At 62.7% G+C, this 20,235-nt stretch carries 19 protein-coding genes; 10 read left to right on the top strand and 9 right to left on the bottom strand.

The window, feature by feature from the left end; genetic code table 11:
- Positions 1-127 precede the first annotated feature (127 nt).
- Positions 128-1,006 (top strand): heme-dependent oxidative N-demethylase family protein, encoded by an 879-nt coding sequence (locus RLO07_RS12150; protein WP_462292422.1) that lies wholly within the window; start codon positions 128-130, stop codon positions 1,004-1,006.
- Positions 1,003-1,800, top strand: coding sequence for a TSUP family transporter (locus RLO07_RS12155; protein WP_462292423.1), 798 nt, complete (start codon positions 1,003-1,005; stop codon positions 1,798-1,800). Before RLO07_RS12150 ends, RLO07_RS12155 begins: the two co-directional genes overlap by 4 nt.
- Before the next feature lie 2 nt (positions 1,801-1,802).
- Here RLO07_RS12155 and RLO07_RS12160 read toward each other — a convergent pair whose 3' ends face one another.
- The gene (locus RLO07_RS12160) at positions 1,803-3,608 is read right to left on the bottom strand and encodes a DEAD/DEAH box helicase (RefSeq protein ID WP_462292424.1); all 1,806 of its coding nucleotides are present in this window, start codon (positions 3,606-3,608) and stop codon (positions 1,803-1,805) included.
- A gap of 181 nt (positions 3,609-3,789) precedes the next feature.
- Here RLO07_RS12160 and RLO07_RS12165 point away from each other — a divergent pair, with 181 nt between their 5' ends.
- Complete coding sequence (locus RLO07_RS12165) at positions 3,790-4,218, top strand: CBS domain-containing protein (protein WP_462292425.1); 429 nt, start codon at positions 3,790-3,792, stop codon at positions 4,216-4,218.
- A gap of 16 nt (positions 4,219-4,234) precedes the next feature.
- Here the strand turns inward: RLO07_RS12165 and acnA are convergent, their stop codons facing one another.
- Positions 4,235-6,979 carry an aconitate hydratase AcnA gene (gene acnA / locus RLO07_RS12170; protein WP_462292426.1) on the bottom strand — a complete coding sequence of 915 codons (2,745 nt, stop codon included), beginning with the start codon at positions 6,977-6,979 and terminating at the stop codon, positions 4,235-4,237.
- A gap of 191 nt (positions 6,980-7,170) precedes the next feature.
- Here acnA and RLO07_RS12175 point away from each other — a divergent pair, with 191 nt between their 5' ends.
- From RLO07_RS12175 to RLO07_RS12190, 4 genes are read left to right on the top strand one after another with little or no spacing between them, the layout of a single operon-like run.
- On the top strand, positions 7,171-7,518 hold the full coding sequence (locus tag RLO07_RS12175) for an efflux RND transporter permease subunit (RefSeq protein WP_462292427.1): 348 nt from the start codon (positions 7,171-7,173) through the stop codon (positions 7,516-7,518).
- A gap of 8 nt (positions 7,519-7,526) precedes the next feature.
- Positions 7,527-8,546 (top strand): amidoligase family protein, encoded by a 1,020-nt coding sequence (locus RLO07_RS12180; RefSeq protein WP_462292428.1) that lies wholly within the window; start codon positions 7,527-7,529, stop codon positions 8,544-8,546.
- On the top strand, positions 8,543-9,229 hold the full coding sequence (locus tag RLO07_RS12185; RefSeq protein WP_462292429.1) for a gamma-glutamyl-gamma-aminobutyrate hydrolase family protein: 687 nt from the start codon (positions 8,543-8,545) through the stop codon (positions 9,227-9,229). Before RLO07_RS12180 ends, RLO07_RS12185 begins: the two co-directional genes overlap by 4 nt.
- A 37-nt stretch (positions 9,230-9,266) precedes the next feature.
- The gene (locus RLO07_RS12190) at positions 9,267-9,545 is read left to right on the top strand and encodes a DUF3144 domain-containing protein (protein WP_462292430.1); all 279 of its coding nucleotides are present in this window, start codon (positions 9,267-9,269) and stop codon (positions 9,543-9,545) included.
- Here the strand turns inward: RLO07_RS12190 and RLO07_RS12195 are convergent.
- The 6 genes from RLO07_RS12195 to RLO07_RS12220 all read right to left on the bottom strand — a co-directional run bounded on the left by RLO07_RS12195 (position 9,530) and on the right by RLO07_RS12220 (position 16,502).
- Positions 9,530-11,878, bottom strand: coding sequence for a putative bifunctional diguanylate cyclase/phosphodiesterase (locus RLO07_RS12195; RefSeq protein WP_462292431.1), 2,349 nt, complete (start codon positions 11,876-11,878; stop codon positions 9,530-9,532). The genes RLO07_RS12190 and RLO07_RS12195 overlap by 16 nt on opposite strands.
- A 99-nt stretch (positions 11,879-11,977) precedes the next feature.
- On the bottom strand, positions 11,978-12,661 hold the full coding sequence (locus RLO07_RS12200; RefSeq protein ID WP_462292432.1) for a YrbL family protein: 684 nt from the start codon (positions 12,659-12,661) through the stop codon (positions 11,978-11,980).
- The gene (locus RLO07_RS12205) at positions 12,630-13,505 is read right to left on the bottom strand and encodes a mitochondrial fission ELM1 family protein (RefSeq protein ID WP_462292433.1); all 876 of its coding nucleotides are present in this window, start codon (positions 13,503-13,505) and stop codon (positions 12,630-12,632) included. Before RLO07_RS12205 ends, RLO07_RS12200 begins: the two co-directional genes overlap by 32 nt.
- Positions 13,502-14,755 (bottom strand): HD-GYP domain-containing protein, encoded by a 1,254-nt coding sequence (locus RLO07_RS12210; protein WP_462292434.1) that lies wholly within the window; start codon positions 14,753-14,755, stop codon positions 13,502-13,504. Before RLO07_RS12210 ends, RLO07_RS12205 begins: the two co-directional genes overlap by 4 nt.
- A gap of 129 nt (positions 14,756-14,884) precedes the next feature.
- The gene (locus RLO07_RS12215; RefSeq protein ID WP_462292435.1) at positions 14,885-15,142 is read right to left on the bottom strand and encodes a hypothetical protein; all 258 of its coding nucleotides are present in this window, start codon (positions 15,140-15,142) and stop codon (positions 14,885-14,887) included.
- A 106-nt stretch (positions 15,143-15,248) separates the two neighbouring features.
- A complete protein-coding gene (locus RLO07_RS12220; protein ID WP_462292436.1) occupies positions 15,249-16,502 on the bottom strand; it encodes an HD-GYP domain-containing protein in 1,254 nt (417 codons plus the stop codon).
- A 145-nt stretch (positions 16,503-16,647) separates the two neighbouring features.
- Here RLO07_RS12220 and RLO07_RS12225 point away from each other — a divergent pair, with 145 nt between their 5' ends.
- Both RLO07_RS12225 and RLO07_RS12230 read left to right on the top strand, forming a co-directional pair.
- Positions 16,648-17,412, top strand: a complete 765-nt coding sequence (locus tag RLO07_RS12225; RefSeq protein WP_462292437.1) for an SDR family NAD(P)-dependent oxidoreductase — start codon at positions 16,648-16,650, stop codon at positions 17,410-17,412.
- 10 nt (positions 17,413-17,422) lie between these two features.
- Complete coding sequence (locus RLO07_RS12230) at positions 17,423-18,175, top strand: glucose 1-dehydrogenase (protein WP_462292438.1); 753 nt, start codon at positions 17,423-17,425, stop codon at positions 18,173-18,175.
- A gap of 18 nt (positions 18,176-18,193) precedes the next feature.
- Here RLO07_RS12230 and RLO07_RS12235 read toward each other — a convergent pair whose 3' ends face one another.
- Positions 18,194-19,135: a zinc-dependent alcohol dehydrogenase gene (locus tag RLO07_RS12235; RefSeq protein WP_462292439.1), complete on the bottom strand. Its 942-nt coding sequence runs from the start codon at positions 19,133-19,135 to the stop codon at positions 18,194-18,196.
- 177 nt (positions 19,136-19,312) lie between these two features.
- On the opposite strand from RLO07_RS12235, the gene RLO07_RS12240 reads away from it, so the two are divergent.
- Positions 19,313-20,155, top strand: coding sequence for an SDR family NAD(P)-dependent oxidoreductase (locus RLO07_RS12240; RefSeq protein ID WP_462292440.1), 843 nt, complete (start codon positions 19,313-19,315; stop codon positions 20,153-20,155).
- Positions 20,156-20,235: the final 80 nt, after the last annotated feature.

Raw genomic sequence — 20,235 nt, forward strand, 5'->3', positions numbered from 1 at the left:
CTAACCAATGGCGCCGGCTGCCACAAGGGCTTGTGCCGTGCCTGGAGCTATGGTTGCTCCGGGCGATATTTGCCGGAGAGGACGAATCGGCGCAAAATATGCGGCTTGACGAAGCCTGCGAGACACCGTGACCGACCTGCAATCCCCGCTGCGCTACCTGCCACACATGCAGTCACCCGAACTGTTGCACATGGGGCTGTCGCCGATGCCCACAACCGCGTGGATAGAGCCGGATGCGGATGCCCTCCTGTTTTATCGGCACAAGCTGCAGCAGCGGCAGCGACTGGGCCAGCGGGTCTGGCAGGCACTGCCGGAATCGATGCCCGCACAGGTGGAAACCACTCGCTTGCTGGCTGCGCATCTGCAACGGGATTATCCTGCGCTCTATTCAACCCGGGGCCAGATGTTGCGATGTGCTGACGGCGAATTCACAGTTCCCCTTGAGAGTAGCGAGCCACTCTGGAACAGCTCTCTGTGGATCGCCGACGATCTGGTGCTCATGGAGCCGCGGGACAGGGAATATGTCCTCACCGCAGCCAGTCTCTGCAGTCCCAGCCACTGGCGGCTGGAAGACAAGTTTGACCGCAGCATGAGCGCAATCCATGAGGTTATTCCCGGATTCGATACTGCCCTGCAGCCCAGAATTGAGCGGTTCTTTGCGCATCTCCGGGTTGAGCACCCGGTTGTGCGCCACAATTGGAGCCTACAGAAAGGCAATGCACTGTGCGCACGCCCCGGCGAGGAGAGCGGAGATGCCGCTGGCGAACTCTATTACCGCAGCGAACGGCAGTCCCTGCGACGGCTGCCGAAGACCGGCGCCATTGTTTTTACCATTCGGGTCTACCTGCACCCCCTGGCAGCGCTGGCGTCTGTGCCGGGAGCAATTGTCCAGCTGCTGGCCGCGATTGATGCCTGTTCACCGGCGCTCTACGAATACAAGGGATTTGCGGCTGTGGAGGATGCTCTCGCAGCCTGGCGTGGCGACAGCGACAGCGACAGCAGATGACTGATCTCGCTCTGTGGCAGTACCTGACCATCGCGCTGTTGTTTGTCTGGGGAGGCTTCGTGCGTTCAGGCCTCGGCTTCGGCGGTGCCGTATTGACCCTGCCGTTCCTGTTGATGGTGCACAATGCGCCGCTGGTGTACCTGCCGATCATTTCGGTACATCTGCTGCTGTTCTCTTTTCTGACCATAGCCCAGGCACACCTCAGGGCCCGACATGCGGGAAGCGCCGCTGCCGGCCCGGTGCAGACAACCGTCAACTGGGCATTTCTGCGCTACGCGTTGCCACTGATGCTGATTCCCAAGCTGATAGGTGTGGCGGGAGTTATTACGCTACCAGCGACGGTGGTCAGCAGTTTTATCTTTGTGGTGGTGGCGGTGTACGCCGTCAGCTACATCCTGCAGCGCCCCTTCAAGAGCAGCAGTCGCAGGCTGGATGCGTTCTTCATGATCCTTGGCGGTTACGTCAGCGGTACGTCACTGATCGCCGCGCCACTGGTCGTGCCGGTGGCTGCCAGTCGCGTGGCGCGACACGAACTGCGCGACACCCTGTTCGTGCTCTGGTTCGTACTGGTCGCGATCAAGCTGATTGCATTTGCCTGGACCGGCATTGACCTGCAGTGGCAGCACCACCTGTGGCTGTTGCCCTGTGCCGCGGTGGGGCATGTGCTGGGCCTGCGCTTTCACGACTACACGCTGCGGGCGGATACCGGCCTGTTCTTTCGGATTCTTGGAGTCGGCCTGCTGGCGGTGAGCATGGCGGGTCTGGCACGGATGTTGGCTCAGACCCTGTCCTGACTTCAGGTCCGGGGCTTGAAGCGAGGCTTGGGCTTGCCGGGTTTTTTCGGCCCGGACGGTTTGCCTTCACTGGCCTTGCCGAGGCGTGCCATGCTGTCGGCACCGGTGGTCCTGTCGTCGAGGCGGCCGATATTCAGCCGCTGTCCGCTTACCCACACGCCACGCAGGTGGTCGAAGATTTCCGGCGGCATGCCCTCGGGCAGGTCCACCGTGCTGTAGTCGTCGTGAATCACAATGCGACCGATGTGTTCGCTGTCGATGTCGGCCTCGTTGGCGATGGCGCCGACTATATTGCCCGGCTTGACCCCGTGATTGTGGCCTACCTCGATCCGGAAGCGTTCCATGCCCTTGCCGGGGGCGGTGTCCCTTTGTGCTGTTGCTGCACGGGCTGGCCGTTCGCTGCGCTCGCGCTCGCGGCGTGGCCGCTCCTCGCGGTCGCGGGGAGCCTCTCTGGTGCTGGAGTCCGTTGCCGCCGCCGCGGCGGTGTTTCCCTGCCCTTTGCCATCCCCCTGCGCCAGCAGCATCAGTGCCGCGGCGATGTCTACCACGGGAATGCCGAACTCGCGCTGATAGTCGTCGACCCGTTGCCGCGCGGCGTCGAGATCCCGGGTGTCCAGGGTGGCCGTAATCTGCTGCTTGAAGCGATCACTGCGGCGGTTGCTCACGTCCTGTGCGGTGGGCAGTTGCATCGGCACAATGGTGTTGCCGGTCGCACGTTCAATCGCCTTGAGCAGGCGCCTTTCACGGTTGGCGGCGAACAGGATGGCCTGGCCGGTGCGGCCGGCGCGGCCGGTGCGGCCGATACGGTGTACGTAGGCTTCGACATCGGTGGGAATGTCGTAGTTGATGACATGGCTGATCCGCTCCACATCCAGGCCCCGGGCGGCCACATCGGTCGCAACCAGGATGTCCAGCTGGCCGTTTTTCAGGCGCTCGACAGTTTTTTCCCGCTGCTGCTGGGGAATATCGCCGTTCAGGGGCGCTGCCGAATAGCCGCGGGCCGACAGCTTTTCCGCCAGCTCTGTGGTGGCAATGCGGGTACGCACGAACATGATGATGGCGTCGAAATCCTCCATTTCCAGGATCCGGGTCAGGGCATCCAGTTTCTGCATGCCGGCGATCATCCACACACGCTGATGGATGGATTCATTGGCCATGGATTTGACCTGGATGGTCACTTCCTGTGGATCCTTGAGGTGGTGCTGGGCGATGCGCCGGATCGCCTGGGGCATGGTGGCGGAGAACAGGGCGATCTGGCGCTGTTTCGGGGTCTGTTCCAGAATCCATTCAACATCATCAATGAAACCCATGCGCAGCATTTCGTCCGCCTCATCCAGTACCAGGGCCTGCAGCTGCGACAGGTCCAGCGAGCCCCGGCGCATGTGGTCCATGACCCGGCCGGGAGTGCCGACGATGACATGCACGCCACGCTGCAGCTGCCGCAGCTGGCCGCGGTAGTCGGAACCGCCGTAGATCGGTACAACGTGGAAGCCCGGCAGGTGACTGGCGTACTTCTGGAACGCCTCCGACACCTGGATGGCCAGCTCCCGGGTCGGTGTCAATACCATGACCTGGGGCAGCTTGCTGGCGGCTTTCAAGCGCGCCAGCAGCGGCAGGGCGAACGCCGCGGTCTTGCCGGTTCCGGTCTGTGCCTGGCCTACCAGGTCGGAGCCTGCCAGCAGCGGTGGAATGGTACGGGCCTGAATCGCGGAAGGGGTTTCGTAGCCAACATCGGTCAGGGCACGGAGGAGAAAATCAGGCAGGTTCAGGTCCGCGAAACTGGTCGCGTCGGGAGACTCGGCGGTCATGGGGAAAGTACCTTGAGGGGTGGTGCTATAAATGGAGCGACAGTATACAGGCTCCCGGAGTCAGAACAACGGCGAACCAGGGTAAATATGCCAGCGTGGAGGTTCATGACTCCGCTCCCGCACTGCTGCCAGGGCCTTGGGCTATACTGCGGTGACACACCTGACTAGCGGAGACCGCACCATGCCCCAGCCCACAACCGTCAACGACTGCATGTACCGCCAGCCCCTGACCATTCGACCGGAAGCGAACCTGGTAGAGGCGGTCGAGTTGATCGTGCAGCACCGGCTTACGGGCCTCTCCGTCACCGATGAAGCCGGGCAGGTGCAGGGGGTATTGTCGGAAATCGACTGTCTGCGGGGCATACTGGCGTCGATTTACAATGACGGCGACCCCGAGCATGCCCTGGTCAGCGAGGTCATGACCCGTGCGGTCAATTACTGCAGCGCCAGTGACAGTATTGTCGAGGTGGCGCAGGCGATGCTGGACACCCGCCAGCGCCGCCGCCCGGTCGTCGAGGACGGCAGGCTGGTGGGGCAGGTGAGCTGTCGCAACATCCTCTGGGCCCTGATGGAGCACTCCCGGCGCAAACTGCAGGAGCAGCGCAAGTAGACCCGGGTGCGACACCTCAGTCCCCGCTGTCGGCGGTGCCGGCGAGGCGGCGCAGCACATAGTGCAGGATGCCGCCGTGGCGGTAATAGCTGAACTCGTTGGGTGTATCAATGCGGATGCGCGCTTCAAAGCTGCGCGCTTCCCCCTCCGCGTCGGACACGGTTACGGTGACCGTTTTCTGGTCGGGGCCGATGGCGGGAATGGCGAAGGTTTCCGCGCCGGTCAGGCCCAGTGAGTCTGCGCTGTCGCCCTCGCTGTACTGCAGTGGCAGGATGCCCATGCCGACGAGGTTGGAGCGATGGATACGCTCGAAGCTTTCCGCTATCACCGCACGCACCCCCAGCAGCGAGGGTCCCTTGGCCGCCCAGTCCCGCGAGGAGCCGGTGCCGTATTCCTTGCCTGCCAACACTACCAGCGGCACTCCCTGCTCGCGATAGGCCTCCGCGGCGGCAAAGATGGAGGTTGTTGAACCGTCCAGGAAACAGGTGGTCCAGCTGCCCTCGGTACCCGGGGCCAGTTGATTGCGCAGACGGATATTGGCGAAGGTGCCGCGCATCATGACTTCGTGGTTGCCGCGGCGCGAGCCATAGGAGTTGAAATCTTCTTCGTCCACACCGTGCTCCAGCAGGTACTCGCCGGCGGGACTGTCAGCGGCAATCGCACCCGCGGGGGAGATGTGGTCGGTGGTCACACTGTCGCCGACCTTGACCAGACAGCGTGCGCCCTCGAGGTCGGCTATTGCAGGGGCCTGCGCGGTCATGCCCTCGAAGAAGGTCGGTTTGCGCACATAGGTGGATTCCGGCCAGGGATAGCGCTCGCTGTCCGCCACCGGCAGCTTGTTCCAGGTGTCGTTGCCGCTGTAGACATCGGCATACTTGCTGCGGAACATGTTTGCATTGACGGCGCTGGCGACGATGGCGCTGATCTCCTCGTTGCTGGGCCACAGGTCAGCGAGGGTTACGGGCTTGCCGTCTGCATCCGTGCCCAATGGTTCCCGGTGGAGGTCGATACCCATGTTGCCGGCGAGAGCATAAGCCACCACCAGTGGTGGCGAGGCCAGGTAATTGGCGCGTACATCCTGGTGGATCCGGCCCTCGAAATTGCGGTTGCCGGACAAGACCGATGTCACCAGCAGATTGCCCTTGTGGATGGCCGTGGTGATATCCTCGGGCAGCGGGCCGGAATTGCCGATGCAGGTAGTGCAGCCGTAGCCCACCAGGTAAAAGCCCAGCGCCTCCAGGTCCGCCATCAACCCGGTCTGCTCCAGGTATTCGGTGACCACCTTGGAGCCGGGAGCAAGGCTGGTCTTGACCCAGGGTCTGGTTTTCAGCCCGCGCTCCCGGGCCTTGCGCGCCAGCAGTCCGGCGGCCACCAGTACTGCGGGGTTCGAGGTATTGGTGCAGCTGGTAATCGCGGCTATCACCACGGCACCGTGTTGCAGCTGGAACGGTTCGTTGCTGCCACGCTTGATGGTGACGCCGTTGAGAGCGGTCGCCTCCGACTCGGTGACGGTGCCGCCTTCTTCCTCCCAGTCTCCCTCTTCACCGGATACCAGAATCAGTTCCTGGAACTCCGACAACACCTTGGTAAAGCTGGCCTTGCTTTCGGCGAGTGGTACCCTGTCCTGGGGTCGCTTGGGGCCGGCGAGGCAGGGTACGACTTCTGCCAGGTCCAGCTTCAGAGTGGCGCTGTAGCGCGCTTCCGCGCTGTCCTTGTCGTGCCAGAGACCCATGGTTTTCATGTAGGCTTCGACCAGCTCCAGCTGTTCCTCGCTGCGCCCGGTAAGACGCAGGTAGTTGATAGTCTCCGCATCTACCGGGAAGATACCGCAGGTGGCACCATATTCCGGTGCCATGTTGGCGATGGTGGCGCGGTCGGCGAGGCTCAGGTGAGCCAGGCCCGGACCGAAAAACTCGACGAACTTGCCCACCACGCCGAAGCTGCGCAGCTGCTCGGTGACCGTGAGCACCAGATCGGTGGCGGTGGCACCCTCGGGTAACCGGCCGTCGAGCCGGAATCCCACGACCTCGGGAATCAGCATGGTCACGGGCTGTCCCAGCATCGCCGCCTCGGCCTCAATGCCGCCCACGCCCCAGCCCAGCACGCCGAGGCCGTTGATCATGGTGGTGTGGGAGTCGGTACCCACCAGGGTATCCGGATAGGCCAGGCGCTTGCCGTCCTGTTCGCGCGTGAAGACACCGCGGGCGAGAAACTCCAGGTTTACCTGGTGCACAATGCCGGTGCCGGGGGGGACTACCTTGAAGTTGTCGAAGGCTTCCTGGCCCCAGCGCAGGAACTGATAGCGCTCCAGGTTGCGTTCTATTTCAATCTGCGTGTTGCGGGCGAGAGAGTCCTCCTTGCCGAAGTGGTCCACCATGACCGAGTGGTCGATGACCAGCTCCACCGGCGACAGCGGATTGATCTTGCCCGGCTCGCCGCCCAGCTCGACCATGGCGTCGCGCATGACGGCCAGGTCGACGATTGCGGGAACGCCGGTGAAGTCCTGGAGCAGAACCCGGGCGGGCACGAAGGCGATCTCCTGGCTGGGTGCTGCAGCGGGGTCCCAGTTGGCCAGTGCCTCGATATCGCCGTCGCTGACAAAATCCTCCTCGCCGTGGCGCAGCAGGTTTTCCAGCAGCAGTTTCAGCGAGTAGGGCAGGGTGGCGGTGTCGCCGGCAGCGTCCAGTGAGTCGAAGGGAAAAATTGTGTAGTCCTTGCCGTCGACGGTTATGGACTGTTCCTTGCGGTAGCGTGTGCTCATGCCTGGTCCTCTCGGGTACAAAGGTGTTTCGGGACGCAGTGGCCCCAATCGGTTACCCTACTATAGCAGCCGGGCGGCCCCGCGTTGATACGAATACTGATGGCGGCCGTATTGATCCCCACAGGCAGCATTTTCCGCCCGGATCAGGGCAGTCTGCACTATGGCGCAGGCAGGCACGAAGGAGGCGTGAAGTGCGACCACACCCGTTGGCGCTCCCTGGAACGGCCCTGTGCCGGCTGGCGTTGCTGGCACTGCTGACAGCACTGTCCCCGGCATACGCGGACGATGCCGTGCAGGAAGCGGTAGAGGCGCGCCTCCGCCCCATCGCCATGTCCACCATTACTACCCTCTGCGGTCTGGCGCCTCTGGTGCTGATCCCGGGCGCCGGTACCGAACTCTACCGGGGGGTGGGCGTCATAGTCATGTTTGGTATCCTTGGGGCGGCGATTGTAACTCTGACCCTGTTGCCGGCACTGACGGTTTTCGTCCTGCAGTGGCAGCAGTATCGTCTGGCGCGCCGCCGGGATACCGCTATATGAGGGATGCCGTGACCACAGCATTGTCCGATGACTACCGCGAGAGTCAGTGGCCCATGCCGCCACGCACCGAAAACCAGGATGGGCAGCCACGTCGGCTTGGAGTGGAGCTGGAATTCTCCGGCATCCCGCTGGACCGCGTGGTCGACCTGATGCGGAAGCATCTCGGTGGTGAGGTGCAAACGGTGTCGCCCTATGAATTGTTCCTGTGCGACAGCAGCCTGGGTGATTTCGCCGTGGAGCTCGATTTCGCCTGGCTCAAGCGCCGCGGGCGCGCTCGCGCGCTGGAGGATAGCCCCGATGAATTGGGCCAGTTTGGCGAAAGCGTACTGAAACTGGCAGCGGAGCAGGTGGTACCGTTCGAGATTGTCAGTCCGCCGATTGCCATGGCGCAGCTGTGGCGCCTGGGAGGCCTGTTCCAGGTCCTGCGGCAGGCTGGTGCCGAGGGCACCAGCGTTGCCCCCCATTATGCCTACGGCCTGCACCTGAATCCGGAGATGCCCGACCTGGAGGTCGCCACGATCCTCGCCTATCTGCGGGCCTTTGTCTGCCTGTTCGACTGGTTGCGGGAGCGTAGCAAGGTCAATCTCAGTCGCAGGATTACACCCTACATTGATCCTTTCGAGCGGCCCTACATCAAGCTGCTGTTGCAGGCGGACTATGCCCCTGAGCAGACCCAGCTGATAGAGGATTATCTGCGCCACAACCCCACCCGCAACCGGGCGCTGGACATGCTGCCTCTGCTTGCACACCTTGATGAGAAGCGGGTGCGCAAGGCGGTCGCCGACGACCGCATCAAATCCCGCCCAACCCTGCACTACCGGCTGCCGAATTGCGAGATTGATGATCCGAACTGGTCGCTGGTGCAGCCCTGGCGCGCCTGGCTGCAGGTGGAGGCGCTGGCCTGTGATCCTCCGCGGCTGCAGCGCATTACCCGCCATTATCAAAAGCACCTGTCCGGTCTCGCCGGAGGGCTGTTTGGCGACTGGGCAGAAGTCAGCGCCGAATACCTGTTGCCCGAACTGGCATGAAGCGGCCGCTGATCGGTGTCACTGGAAGCGACCAGGGGTTGCCACTCGCCTGGTGGTTCATCCGCTGGGCGCTGTGGCGATCCGGTGCCAGAGCCGTCTATCTGACCCATTCCCGCCCGGGCGACCTCGCGACCCTCGATGGCATCGTGATCAGCGGTGGAGACGACATAGACCGCGCTCTATACCTTGACGAAGACGATGCACCCGGGCCAGCCGATCCTGAGCGGGACCGCTTTGAAATCCGTGTCCTCGAACATCTTATGGGCAGTCGCCTGCCGGTGCTGGGGATCTGTCGTGGCGCCCAGTTGATGAATGTGGTGCGCGGTGGGACCCTCTACCCCGACCTGCGCAACCTGCGTCGGAAAACCTCCAACCGCCGCACACCACTGGCGCGCAAGACCCTGCTGGTGGAGTCAGCCTCCGGACTGGAAGCCATCCTGGGAGAGGGGCGGATACGAATCAACAGTCTTCACCAGCAGGCCGTCAAGGACCTCGGTGAGGGGCTGGTGGTCAGCGGACGGGATCTGGACGGCTTCATACAGGCTGTCGAGCATCCGGCGGAGCCATTTCTCTATGGCGTGCAGTGGCACCCGGAGTACCTGCCCTTGCGGGCACCGCAGCGGGCGCTGTTCCGGGCCCTGGTGCAAGCCGCCGCAGGCGATGAACGCTTTGCGCTCAAGTGATAGACTAGGCCTATTTGTCAGGGAAAGGGGTATTTTTATGAGCGAATCTGATGCCGAGAAGCACTCGCAATGCATGGAGCGTTTTATCGAGCTGGCCAATACCATGAAAAACGACGGTGTGCCGACCCGGGTCGTATCAGCGGCCCTGATGACGGCCTCGGGGGTTTACGCAACCTATTCCGTTGCCGGCAATGAAGGCGGCTTGAATGCCTCCGGCGTCGACAAGGTCACAGCGGCGTACAAGCAAAACCTCGAGAATGTTCAGCGCGCCAAGCGCGAGCAGGCGAACGCCGCAGGGTCTCAGTCCGACACCTGAGTGCTGGCCGGGAGGCGCTCTTCGGCGCGGATCTCCCGGATCTGGTCGAGGAAGTATCCGGGCGCGAGCATTGGTCGCAGCTCAGCCGCGGTCACCGGGCGGCTGAACAGGTAGCCCTGGATCACGTCGGCGCCATGGCGGGAAAGAAAGTGAAACTGTTCGCTGGTTTCCACGCCCTCAGCGACCAGTTCCAGTTGCATGGATTGGCCCATGGCGATGATGGCCCGCACCAGGCTGGCGTCATTGGCGCTTTTGTCGAAGTCGATCACGAAGCTGCGATCTATCTTCAGTTCGTCGAGCGGGAACCGGCTCAGATAACTGAGCGAGGAATAGCCGGTTCCGAAATCGTCGATGGAGAGGCGCAGCCCCATTGCCTTCAGTTCCTGCAGGGCCTTGACCGTGCTGTGGCTGTCTTCCATCAGAATGCTTTCGGTGAGCTCCAGCTCCAGCGCTGAAGGTGGTACGCCACTGGTCTCCAGAATCTCCTTTACGGTCGGGCAGAAGTTCTTGTTGAACTGCAGTGCCGAGACATTCACCGCAATTTTCGGTAGCTCCAGCCCCTCCTTCCGCAGCTCGACCAGCTCGCGACAAGCCTCCCGAATGCCCCAGTTACCCATCTCGCCGATGAGTCCGATTTCCTCGGCGACCGGGATAAACCGGAACGGTGGAATCATGCCCTGCTCCGGATGCTGCCAGCGCAGCAGTGCTTCCACGCCAACTACCGTGCCGGTGCGTGTGTCCACCTGGGGCTGATAATGGAACAGCAGTTCATTCCGCTCCAGGGCCTTGCGCAAATCCGTTTCCAGCTGCAGTCGTTCCACCCCTGCTGCGTCCATGTCGCTGGTATAGAATACGAAAGTATTCTTGCCCCTCGCCTTGGCGTGGAACATGGCGGTGTCGGCCGCTTTCAGCAGCCCCTCAAGGTCGTCGGCATCATTCGGAGCCAGGGCAATACCGATGCTGGGGGTGATCACCAGTTCGTGGCCATCGATCTCCACCGGCTCCAGTAATGCAGTCAGCAAACGCTGTGCGACCCTGCTGACCGCCTCCGCATTCTCGACCTGGTTGAGCACCACGGTGAACTCGTCACCGCCGAGTCGCGAGACATCAATACGCGACTCCGAATCGACAAAGTGAGCCACCACGTCACTTTCGCGGACACAGCTGGCGAGCCGGTCCGCGACTTCCCGCAGCAAAGTGTCGCCAGCGCTGTGTCCCAGGGAGTCGTTGACCCGTTTGAAATTGTCGAGATCGAGAAACAGTAGCGCGAGCATTTCATTGTTGCGCTTGGTCAGGCGCAGCAGCAGGTCGAGCTGCTCGGTGAAAAGGCGCCGGTTGGGCAGGGAGGTGAGGCTGTCAAAGTACGCCATCTGGCGCAGTCTGTCCTTGGTTTCCGTGACCTGCTTTACTGCCTGGTTGAGCTCTTCGTTGCGCTGGGAGAGTTGCGCTGTGCGCTCCTCCACTTTCATGCTGAGCAACTGGTGATCGACCCCGATGCGGGTCTTGTAACTGTTGAGGCCACCGATGATTGCATTGAGTACGGCAGCGATTTCCTTGACTTCACCTTCGCCGTCAATAGTGAGCGGCTGGTCGACATTGCCGCCGGCGATCTTGTCGGCCATTTGCGCCAGTTGCGCCAGCGGTGCCGTGAGACGACGGGTATAGCGGCTGATCATCCAGCTGGCAGTGACAACGATGAGCAGTGCGATGATCGCCATGATCCCGAGCACAGGCAGTATCTGCAGCAACAGCATGCTGCGGCTTATACCGATGTGGAGGTAGCCCACAACGAAGCGGCTGCCCTGGGGCATGGCCAGGGCTGACCCGAAATCCTGCCGGATCAGGTTTTTGCGAGTTGGGTTGACCGCGGAAAACACCGGCAGGGACAGGTCGATCACCCGCTCACCGCCGAGCAGGGTTGCCAGTGCTGCACTGGCCGGTGGACTGACCTCGCCGGCATGGGATGTCTGGCTTGTGTCCAGGCTCGAGGTCCCGATCCCACGCAACGTCTTGAACGCCGGCGCTCCGTCCATGGCGCCAGGGAACCGCTCCTGCGCCGCCAGCAGGGTGCCTTCGGCATCATTGAGACGGACAAAACTGACGGCCGGCGAGATCCTGACGAGACGGTCGAGGGCGGCGTCCAATTCCGCGGAATCACGCAGGTACATGTTGGCGGGCAGCTGTATTTCGCTGGCCACCCCTGTGGCCGCCTTCTGCAACAGATCGTCCCGCTGCAGATCGAATTCCCGCATTCCCAGGGCCAACAGTACCGCCACGGCAATGCCGAATGTGGTCGAGAATACAAACAGGTTGATGCGGCCGGCAACGGTCAAGTGCCTGGTCTCCACTGGGGAAGTTCGAATCGGGTTGATACTGTACCCAAAGGTACGTTATTTCGCGGGGTTGCGGCAATAAGGAAACGCCCAGGGGCCCTATTTTCGGGCTTGCGCCTCGATCAGCGCAGCAAGATAGCGCAATTTCCGGCGAGCACGGTATCTTGCCCAGGGAGCGACCCAGTAGCCGGCCGGTATCAGATCGGCCCAGCCAATACTGTCCACAACGACAAGCCGGACGGGTCTTTGGGCCCGTTGCTGGACGACAATATTGTGCAGCAACAGTCGCCGCGACGGCATTCCCAGCGCCTGCCATTCACGGTTGAAATCGGCGAGTGTGGTCTGCAGACTGGCATCCAGCCCGTTGCGGGTCAGGTATGCCTGTAGCGTCTGGGAGATATTGCCGTCATCGTCCCGGATCAGCTCGCTGCGCAGGCCAGGCCCGAGGTTGGTGGGCACCATGCCATCAATCCTGGGTACCAGTCGGTACGCGGCCTCTCCGATACAGCGTTCCAGCCGCCGATAGACGCGAATTTCCTGCAGATTGTCATCGAAATGTTGCATCGGTTTAAGTCGTTTCAGCCACCACTGCTCGCGGCGCTTGTGTGGCGGCGTGCGATCAGGGCGCAGTATCTTGATACACCAGGCCGGATCCATCGGGTCGACGAAGCAGAGGCGACTGTCGCCACCCGCGAACGCATTGCCAGCGTCGCCCAGCTGACGTTCTGTCGGACCAGCGTTGGGAGGCGTTTTACTTGAGCCAGTGATCGATCTCTCGCGCAATGCGTGTCGCCTCTTGCAATGGTGCCTGCGGGGCAGACATTCTACCCCGAGCTTCCAGGTCCTCCAGTCGCTGCAACCGGCCCTGTTGCAGAAGATTCCGGATGCCCAGGCCAACACGCCCGGCGCGTCGCGCTGGCACCGTCAATATCCCCACTGCAGCGCCGCAACTCAAGCTCTCGTAGACCATTGAGGCACTGTCCTCGGTCACCCAGATCACGCCGCTGCGGGCATAGTGTTGCAGCAACCAGTCCGGCTCGGTCTCCTCCACAGGGACCACCTGGAGCCCGGGAATTGGCTGTTGGCGGATCATGGAGAGAAAGCTTGCGGGGGTGCGGCGTGAGGTTGTCAGTACCCAGGTGACCTGCGGTAGAGCGACCTGCAACCGCCGTAATTGTTCTGCCAGCTGGGCGTTGTTCCAGCGGTAGTGTCTGGAGGGTCCCCCCACCAGGATCAGGCCGCAATCCGCCCTTGCTGCGGTGGCAGGGACCACCGGATTCAGGGGCCCAAGGCTGAGCAGTACTTTCCTGGAGGGGCTGAGCCGGTCGTGTTCGGGAACAATGCACAGGTCGAACAGTGGACGGGGCAGTCCGGGGTTCATCAGCGCCACCAGCTTGCCACCGTGGCGCCAGCGGAGGTACAGGCCCCGCCAGTGGCTGCGACGGCCGGCGGTCAGGATCAGGTCCGGGGGCGGCAGGTCCGCGACGGAAGTGCCCCTGCCGACCGGGCAAATTTGCGCTGGCCTGAGCGACCACAGGGCCTGCGCCAGGCCGGCCAGTTGACGCCGGTGGCCCTGTCGGTCGTCCTCCAGGCACCAGATAACCCGCTTGGTCGCGCCGTCGGTCACGCTGTGACGTGGACGTCGGGTCGCTCAATGCGTGCAAGGTCGATGCCGTAAGCCCCCGGCTCAAGGCTGCGCACAATGTTGACAGGCGGTCGGGCAGCCCTGTCGCTTTGCTCCTGTAACTCCCTGGGCATCGGTGTGGCCAGCTGCTGCTTGTGCGAATCCAGAAGCACCAGGATCTTCGGGTGCAGGCGCCGGGTACGGTACTCGGCAACCACCACCCCGACTTCGCCGGAACTCAGCTCGACAAGAGAGCCCGCGGGATAGACACCGATAGCCCTGATGAAGGCTTCGACCAGTTCGGCCTGGAAATCTGTGTCGCGGGCATCGTAGAGAACCCTGATGGCATGGGAGGGGGATATGGCGGCCGCGTACTCCCTGTTGCTGGTGAGGGCGCCGTAGGTATCAACGATGGCAGCGATGCGGGCGACTGCGGGGATCCTGTCACCTTTGGTCCCAAGCGGGTAACCGGAGCCGTCGTGGCGCTCATGGTGATGTGCGACCATGTTGATAATGTCAGGATTTATGATGCCGCTTTCTTCAATGATCTTCAGGCCGTGGGAAACGTGATCCTGCACATGTGCCGACTCCTTGGCGGTCAAGGGGCGTTGAGCCCGCAGCAATTCCGGATCCACGCGCAGCTTGCCGATGTCCATCAGCATTCCGCCCATGGCCAGCGAGCGCAGGTCCTGGCGCGCAAAACCGACCTCCCTGCCCAGCGCAACCGCCCAGATGGCGGAACTGAGGGCGTGCTCGTAGCTGTAATGGTCGTGTTGCTTCAGGCGCGCCACCCACAGACAGGCGTCGGGATTGCGACTGATGCTTCCGATGAGTGGTTCCACCGATTTCCGCAGGTGGATGATGTTGATCTTGCCCCCTCTGCCGACATCCTCGAAAATCTCGCAGAGGTCGCTGATCAGCAGGTCCAGAGCCTCTTCGGCGCGGGGGCGCTCTTCGCTGAAGGCCGTTTGGTCGCCATAGGTTTCCAGGTGCCGGTCGTGGAAGATGTGGGTAACAGGAGCGCGCTTGTGCGAAACTGTGCCTTTGCGCTTTACTTTCTCCGGGGCTTGCTTGCTCTGACGGGTATCCACGAATACGTAGTGGCAGAACTCCTGCAAGCGGGCAATCTGGGTCCGGTTTTCGATCCTGAACCCCTGGATCATGAATGGCGTTTCCAGCCACGGCCGGTCCAGGGCACTGACAAACATGCCTACTTCCAGATCAGCAGTGGCTATCTTGATTGTCTCAAGCATGCCGCAACACGCCCCCCGGACAGCAGCCCGTTACCTCTTTAAGGCGTAGGTTAGCCCCGGAAGCATTATTTGTAGCGAATTTTCTGTAGAAAAGCCGAGAAATCTGGAGAAATTGGTGTTTTTCCCTGCTCAGCGCAACTGACTGCCCCAGTGGCGGCATCTCAGCGCATCAAACTGGTCCTTGTAGACCTGCCGCTGGCGTTTCCACTGATCCATTTTCTGCGCTGAGCCGCCACCCTTGCGCCTGGCGTCCAGCCGTTCAATCCTGTCCCGAAGCTGGCGACAGGTGTCAAGGCTGGCGTCTGCCTCCTGGGAAATTGCGCCGGTGCTGACCATTGCCAAAGCAGTCGCCACCAGTGCGACGGCCATTTTCTGTCCCGCAAGCATCTGTCGATCCTCCCTGATACGGTGATAGTGCGCCAATGATAGGCCGCAATTCGCCGTTGCGCAGCGTTGTGGCCTGACTGGATCGAAAATGCCCCGAAGGCCGCAATCAGATACCGAATTGGCGGTGGAGATCAAGGGACTTCAGATCAACGCCAAAGGCCCCTGGTTCCAGCGCGCGCTTGACGGTCGGCATGGGCTTGCGCAGCCAGCCTGATGTGGACGCCTGCAGCTTCAGTAACTGGGGTTTTTCCAGCGGACGTTTCTTCTGGTCCAGAATCAGCAGCACCGTGGGGCGCAGCCGGTGGGCGCGGTATTCCGCCACCACGACGGCAACGGAGCCGTCAGACAGCTCCAGCAGTGTGCCGGCGGGATAGATCCCGACCGCGCGGATAAAAGCCTCGACCAGTTCCGCCTGGAAGCCGATATCCCGCTCATCGTAAAGAATGCGCATCGCCTCCGCCGGGGAGACAGCGGGCGCATGGCCGCGATCAGTGGTCAGCGCACCATAGGTGTCCACCAGTCCGGCGATGCGGGCGAAGGTGGGGATGCGATCCTCCGCCAGGCCCCTCGGGTAGCCAGAGCCGTTGTAGCGCTCGTGATGATGTGCGGCCATGTCCAGTATGTCGCGATTCATGATGCCGCTGGTCTGGATGATGTCCAGGCTATAGTCGATGTGCTTCCTGACGGCCACCATCTCCTCCGCCGAGAGCGATCTTTGCGCCCCCAGCAGGTCCGGGTTGACCCGCAGCATGCCGACATCCATCAGCATGCCGCCGACACCCAGGGCGCGGAGATCCTGCTTCGGCAGACCCAGCTCCCGCCCGAGAGCAACGGCCCAGATGCCGGAGCTCAGGGCCCGGTCATAGGTATACTGGTCGTGGCGCTTCAATCGCGCAACCCAGACGCAGGCATCCGGGTTGCGACTGATGCTGCCAACCATTGGGTCAATGGACTGTTTCAGGCGTACCACGTTGACCTTGTTGCTGCGGGTGACCTTGAGGTACATGTCCTCCACATCCTCAGTCAGCGCTGTGACCACCGCACTGGCCTTGCTGTGTTCCTCGATGAAGTCGGTCTTGTCCCTGTAGGACTTGATGCTGCGGTCGAAGAAAATCGTCTCTATGGGCAAGTGCTTGCGACTGCCGCGGGTTTTGGGTAGCTCCAGCTCCGGGGCCGGTGCCGCCTGCTCCGTGTCCACCAGCACGTACTTGCAGAATTTCTGGAGCTGCAGGATCTCGTCCCTGCTGGCAATGCGAAAACCCTGCAATGGAAAGGGCGTGCCCAGCCACGGCCGATCCAGCTGGCTGACGAACATGCCAACCTGCAGGTCTTCGGTGGGGACTTTTCGGGTATCCAGCATGAACAGGTTCACGATTGAGCAAAAGTGGGATTGTAACGCGCAAGTCTTTCAGATTGCAGGTGTCGACATCGGTATCCGCTGTTTTTGGTATAGTCCTTGCGGTGGCGTTGATAGAATCGAAATGAACCTGACAGGGAGGTTTCACATGCAACAGAGTAGCGTACCCGCCAGTGGCGTGGTGGTCACGGGTGCAGCTTCGGGTATCGGCCGTGCCTGCGCCGAGGTGCTGGCGGCGGCGGGGCGGCCGCTGGCATTGTGGGACCTGAATCATGACGCGGTTTGCACGCTGGCCAACGCGCTCGGCGCAGAACACGGCGTCGCCGCTGTTGGACTGCAGGTGGATGTGGCGGATCCGGCTGCCATCCATGAGGCTGCCCAGTCCACCCGGGAAGCTATCGGCAACATCGGGGGGTTGGTGCATGCCGCAGGCATGGTCGTGCAGATGCCGGTTGCTGACACCGTGGCGGAGGCCTGGGACCGGCTCCTGAACGTCAACCTCCGGGCGCTGCTGCTGTCGGTACAGGCGCTGCTGCCGGACCTGGAGCAGAGCGGCCATGGCGCGGTGGTGGGTATCGGCTCCATCAATGCCACTCTGGGCAACGGCCTGATTCCCGCCTACAGTGCCTCCAAGGGCGGCATGATTTCCCTGGTGCGCTCCCTGGCCGATGACCTGGGGCCACGGGGTGTGCGAATCAATGTCGTATCCCCCGGGCAGATCCGTACGCCGATGCTGCAGCCGGCGGTGGACGCCCTGCCCGAGGGGACGTTTGAGCGCCGCATCCTGCTGGGGCGTCTGGGAGAGCCCCGGGAGGTGGCGACTGCGGTAGCATTCCTGCTCTCGGACCAGGCCAGCTATATTACCGCCGCGGAACTGGTGGTGGATGGCGGCAATATTTCAGCCCAGCGTTGAGGAACTGACAATGCAGACTTTCGAAGGAAAAGTGGCGCTGGTAACGGGCGCGGGTGCGGGTATCGGTCGTGCGGTCGCCTGCGCGCTGGCAGGTGCGGGTGTGAGTGTGGTGGTCGCCGATATTGTGGAGGCAGGCCGTGAAACCGTGGCACTCATTGAGGCGGCGGGCGGCAGCGCCGTGTTTGTGCGCACGGATGTGCAGAGCAGCGCCGACACCGCGGCCATGGTGCGGGAGGCGGTAGCCCGCTACGGTCGCCTCGACATCGCGATCAACAATGCCGGCATTGATCCCGAGGTGGCCCCGGAAGCCGAGTGGGACGAGGCCGCCATGGCGCGCATCCTGGGGGTCAACGTGCAGGGGGTATTTCTCTGCCTCAAGCATGAAATTGCCCAGATGCTGACCCAGGGTGGCGGTGCCATCGTCAACCTGGCGTCGGCGGCCGGCGTGGTCGGCGTCGCCAACAAACCCGCCTACACTGCCAGCAAGCACGCCGTGGTGGGCCTCACCAAGGCCTCCGCCCTGCAGTACGCCAGTCGCGGTATCCGCATCAATGCGGTTTGCCCCGGTGCGGTGGATACCCGGATGCTGCAGGAGAACCTGGGCAGCGGGGTGGACAAGGCGCTGGTCGGTGCCAACCACCCCATCGGCCGGCTCGCGTCCCCCGAGGAGATTGCCAGGGCGGTGCTCTGGCTGTGCTCCGAAGATGCCGGCTATGTGGTTGGCCACGCCTTGGTTGTGGACGGCGGGCTGACCGTTCAATAGCTGCTCGTTGCGGTGTCGTCAGGGGTTGAACGCGACCTTGATGGCGCCCTGCTTGCGGTCCGCGGCGATGGCAAAGGCTTCCGCCGCCGCTTCCAGGGGCAGGCGGTGGGTAATCAGGGTGGGGGCGATCAGCGGGTTGCGGGCCAGTGCGGCCGCGGCGATGTCCACATCCCGGACCAGCCCCTGCCGGGCCTGTGCCATCGACGTGACGGTACGCAGCTCCTTCATCATCATCTGCATCGCCGGCATGGTGAGGCCGCCCCAGTAGGAGGCCAGCATGAGAATGGTGGCGCCCGGGCGGCACAGGTTTGCAGCCTGTTCCATGGCCGAATCCGTGCCGGCGCAGTCAATGACCAGGTCGTAGTCGTCGGTCTCGCCGCCCAGGGTCGCCCCGAGGATCTCTCCGGCTCGCTTCTGGGCGTCGTGGCGCGCGAACAGGTGGACTGTCGACGTCGCCTGGCGGGCAATGGCTACCGCGCACAGGCCAATGCTGCCGCCACCGATAATGGCCACCTTGTGCTTGTCGCTGATGCCCGCCAGGGCGATGCCACGCACGGCTACCGAGAGGGGTTCCACCAGGCAGGCATCCTCTTTGCGGGTCCCGCCGGGCAGCCGTACCAGGCATTTCTCCGGCACAATGATCTCCTCGGTCATGCCGCCGTCGCGACCGACCCCCAGAACAGCCCCGGAGCCACGAACGCAGAGATTGTAGTCGCCGCGCACACAGCGCTCGCAGTGGCCACAGTAGTCCGTGGGTTCTATGGCGACGGCGGTGCCGTCCAGGGTCACGCCGGCGATTTCGTGGCCCAGGGTGAACGGTATGGGCCAGCCGTCCTGCCAGAAGTGCAGGTCACTGCCACAGATGCCGGCCGAGGCGACCCTCACCCGCACGCCTTCCCCGCTGGGGGCGGGTACATCGTGTACATGGATTTCGTGATTGTGGCAGCGAACAGCTTTCATTGTAGTTTCCGCTCATGGTGTGGGGAGCCTGTTGCTGGCAGTGTGTCCTGAATGCCAGTTGGGGACAAGAGCCGCAGCAGGCGCTGGATCCGCGCCCGTGGAGTTGCCGCACGCGCCCGTTATCCATGGGATACTGTGGTGAATTTTAACCAGGGAGGATCCCGTATGGGGCAGGAGATGGCGGTTTTCAGGGGTGGTGTCGCGGTCATTACCGGTGCCGGTTCCGGCATAGGGGAAGGGCTCGCCCGGCTCGCGGCCCGGCAGGGTATGCGGGTGGTGTTGGCGGATGTGGCGCTGGATCGCGCCGAGCAGGTGGCGGAGGAAATCCGCGCCGGTGGCGCCGAGGCACTGGCGGTGCACACTGACGTTTCCGACCCGGAAGCCCTGGATCGCCTCGCCGCTGTGACCCATGAATCTTTTGGCGATGTCACCCTGCTGGTCAACAATGCCGGTATTGAAACGCTGGGCTATGTCTGGGAGCTGCCCGCGGCCCTGTGGGAAAAGACCCTCAACATCAATATTCACGGTGCCATTCATGGGGTGCGGGCGTTTGTGCCACGCATGCTGGAGGCCGGCAAGCGCGCCTGGATTGCCAACACGTCCTCTATCGGCGGCCTGGGCATCATGCCCATCCAGACTTCCTACGTGCTCAGCAAACACGCCATTCTCTCTTTCAGCGAGTGTCTGTTTCTGGAGATGCAGGTGAAGCAGGCGCCCATCCATGTCTCGGCCATCCTGCCCGGGCCGGTGGCGACACGGATCTTCGAGGACTCGAAAACAGGCCAGGATCCGGTCAACGCCCGGCATCGCGAGATCATGCGCAACATGCTGAAGTCGGATGGCATTACCGGCTACGAAGCTGCAGAGCGGATCCTGCCGCAGATCGCAGCGGGCAAGTTCTGGGTCTCGACCCACCCGGAAACGACCCTGGAGTTTGCCAGTAACCGGGCCCGTCACCTGGCGGCACTCGCCGATCCGGCGCTGCCTCCCGAGGTACTGACAGGACTGGGCGTGGGCTGACGCAATTTGTTGTTTGTTGCGGCGGGATGCCTGCCGGGGCCAAGTATCAGGTTGTGTCCGGTGGGGCAGCTGCGTCCATG

The sequence above is a fragment of the Haliea sp. genome (assembly GCF_040221975.1).
Taxonomy (GTDB): domain Bacteria; phylum Pseudomonadota; class Gammaproteobacteria; order Pseudomonadales; family Halieaceae; genus Haliea.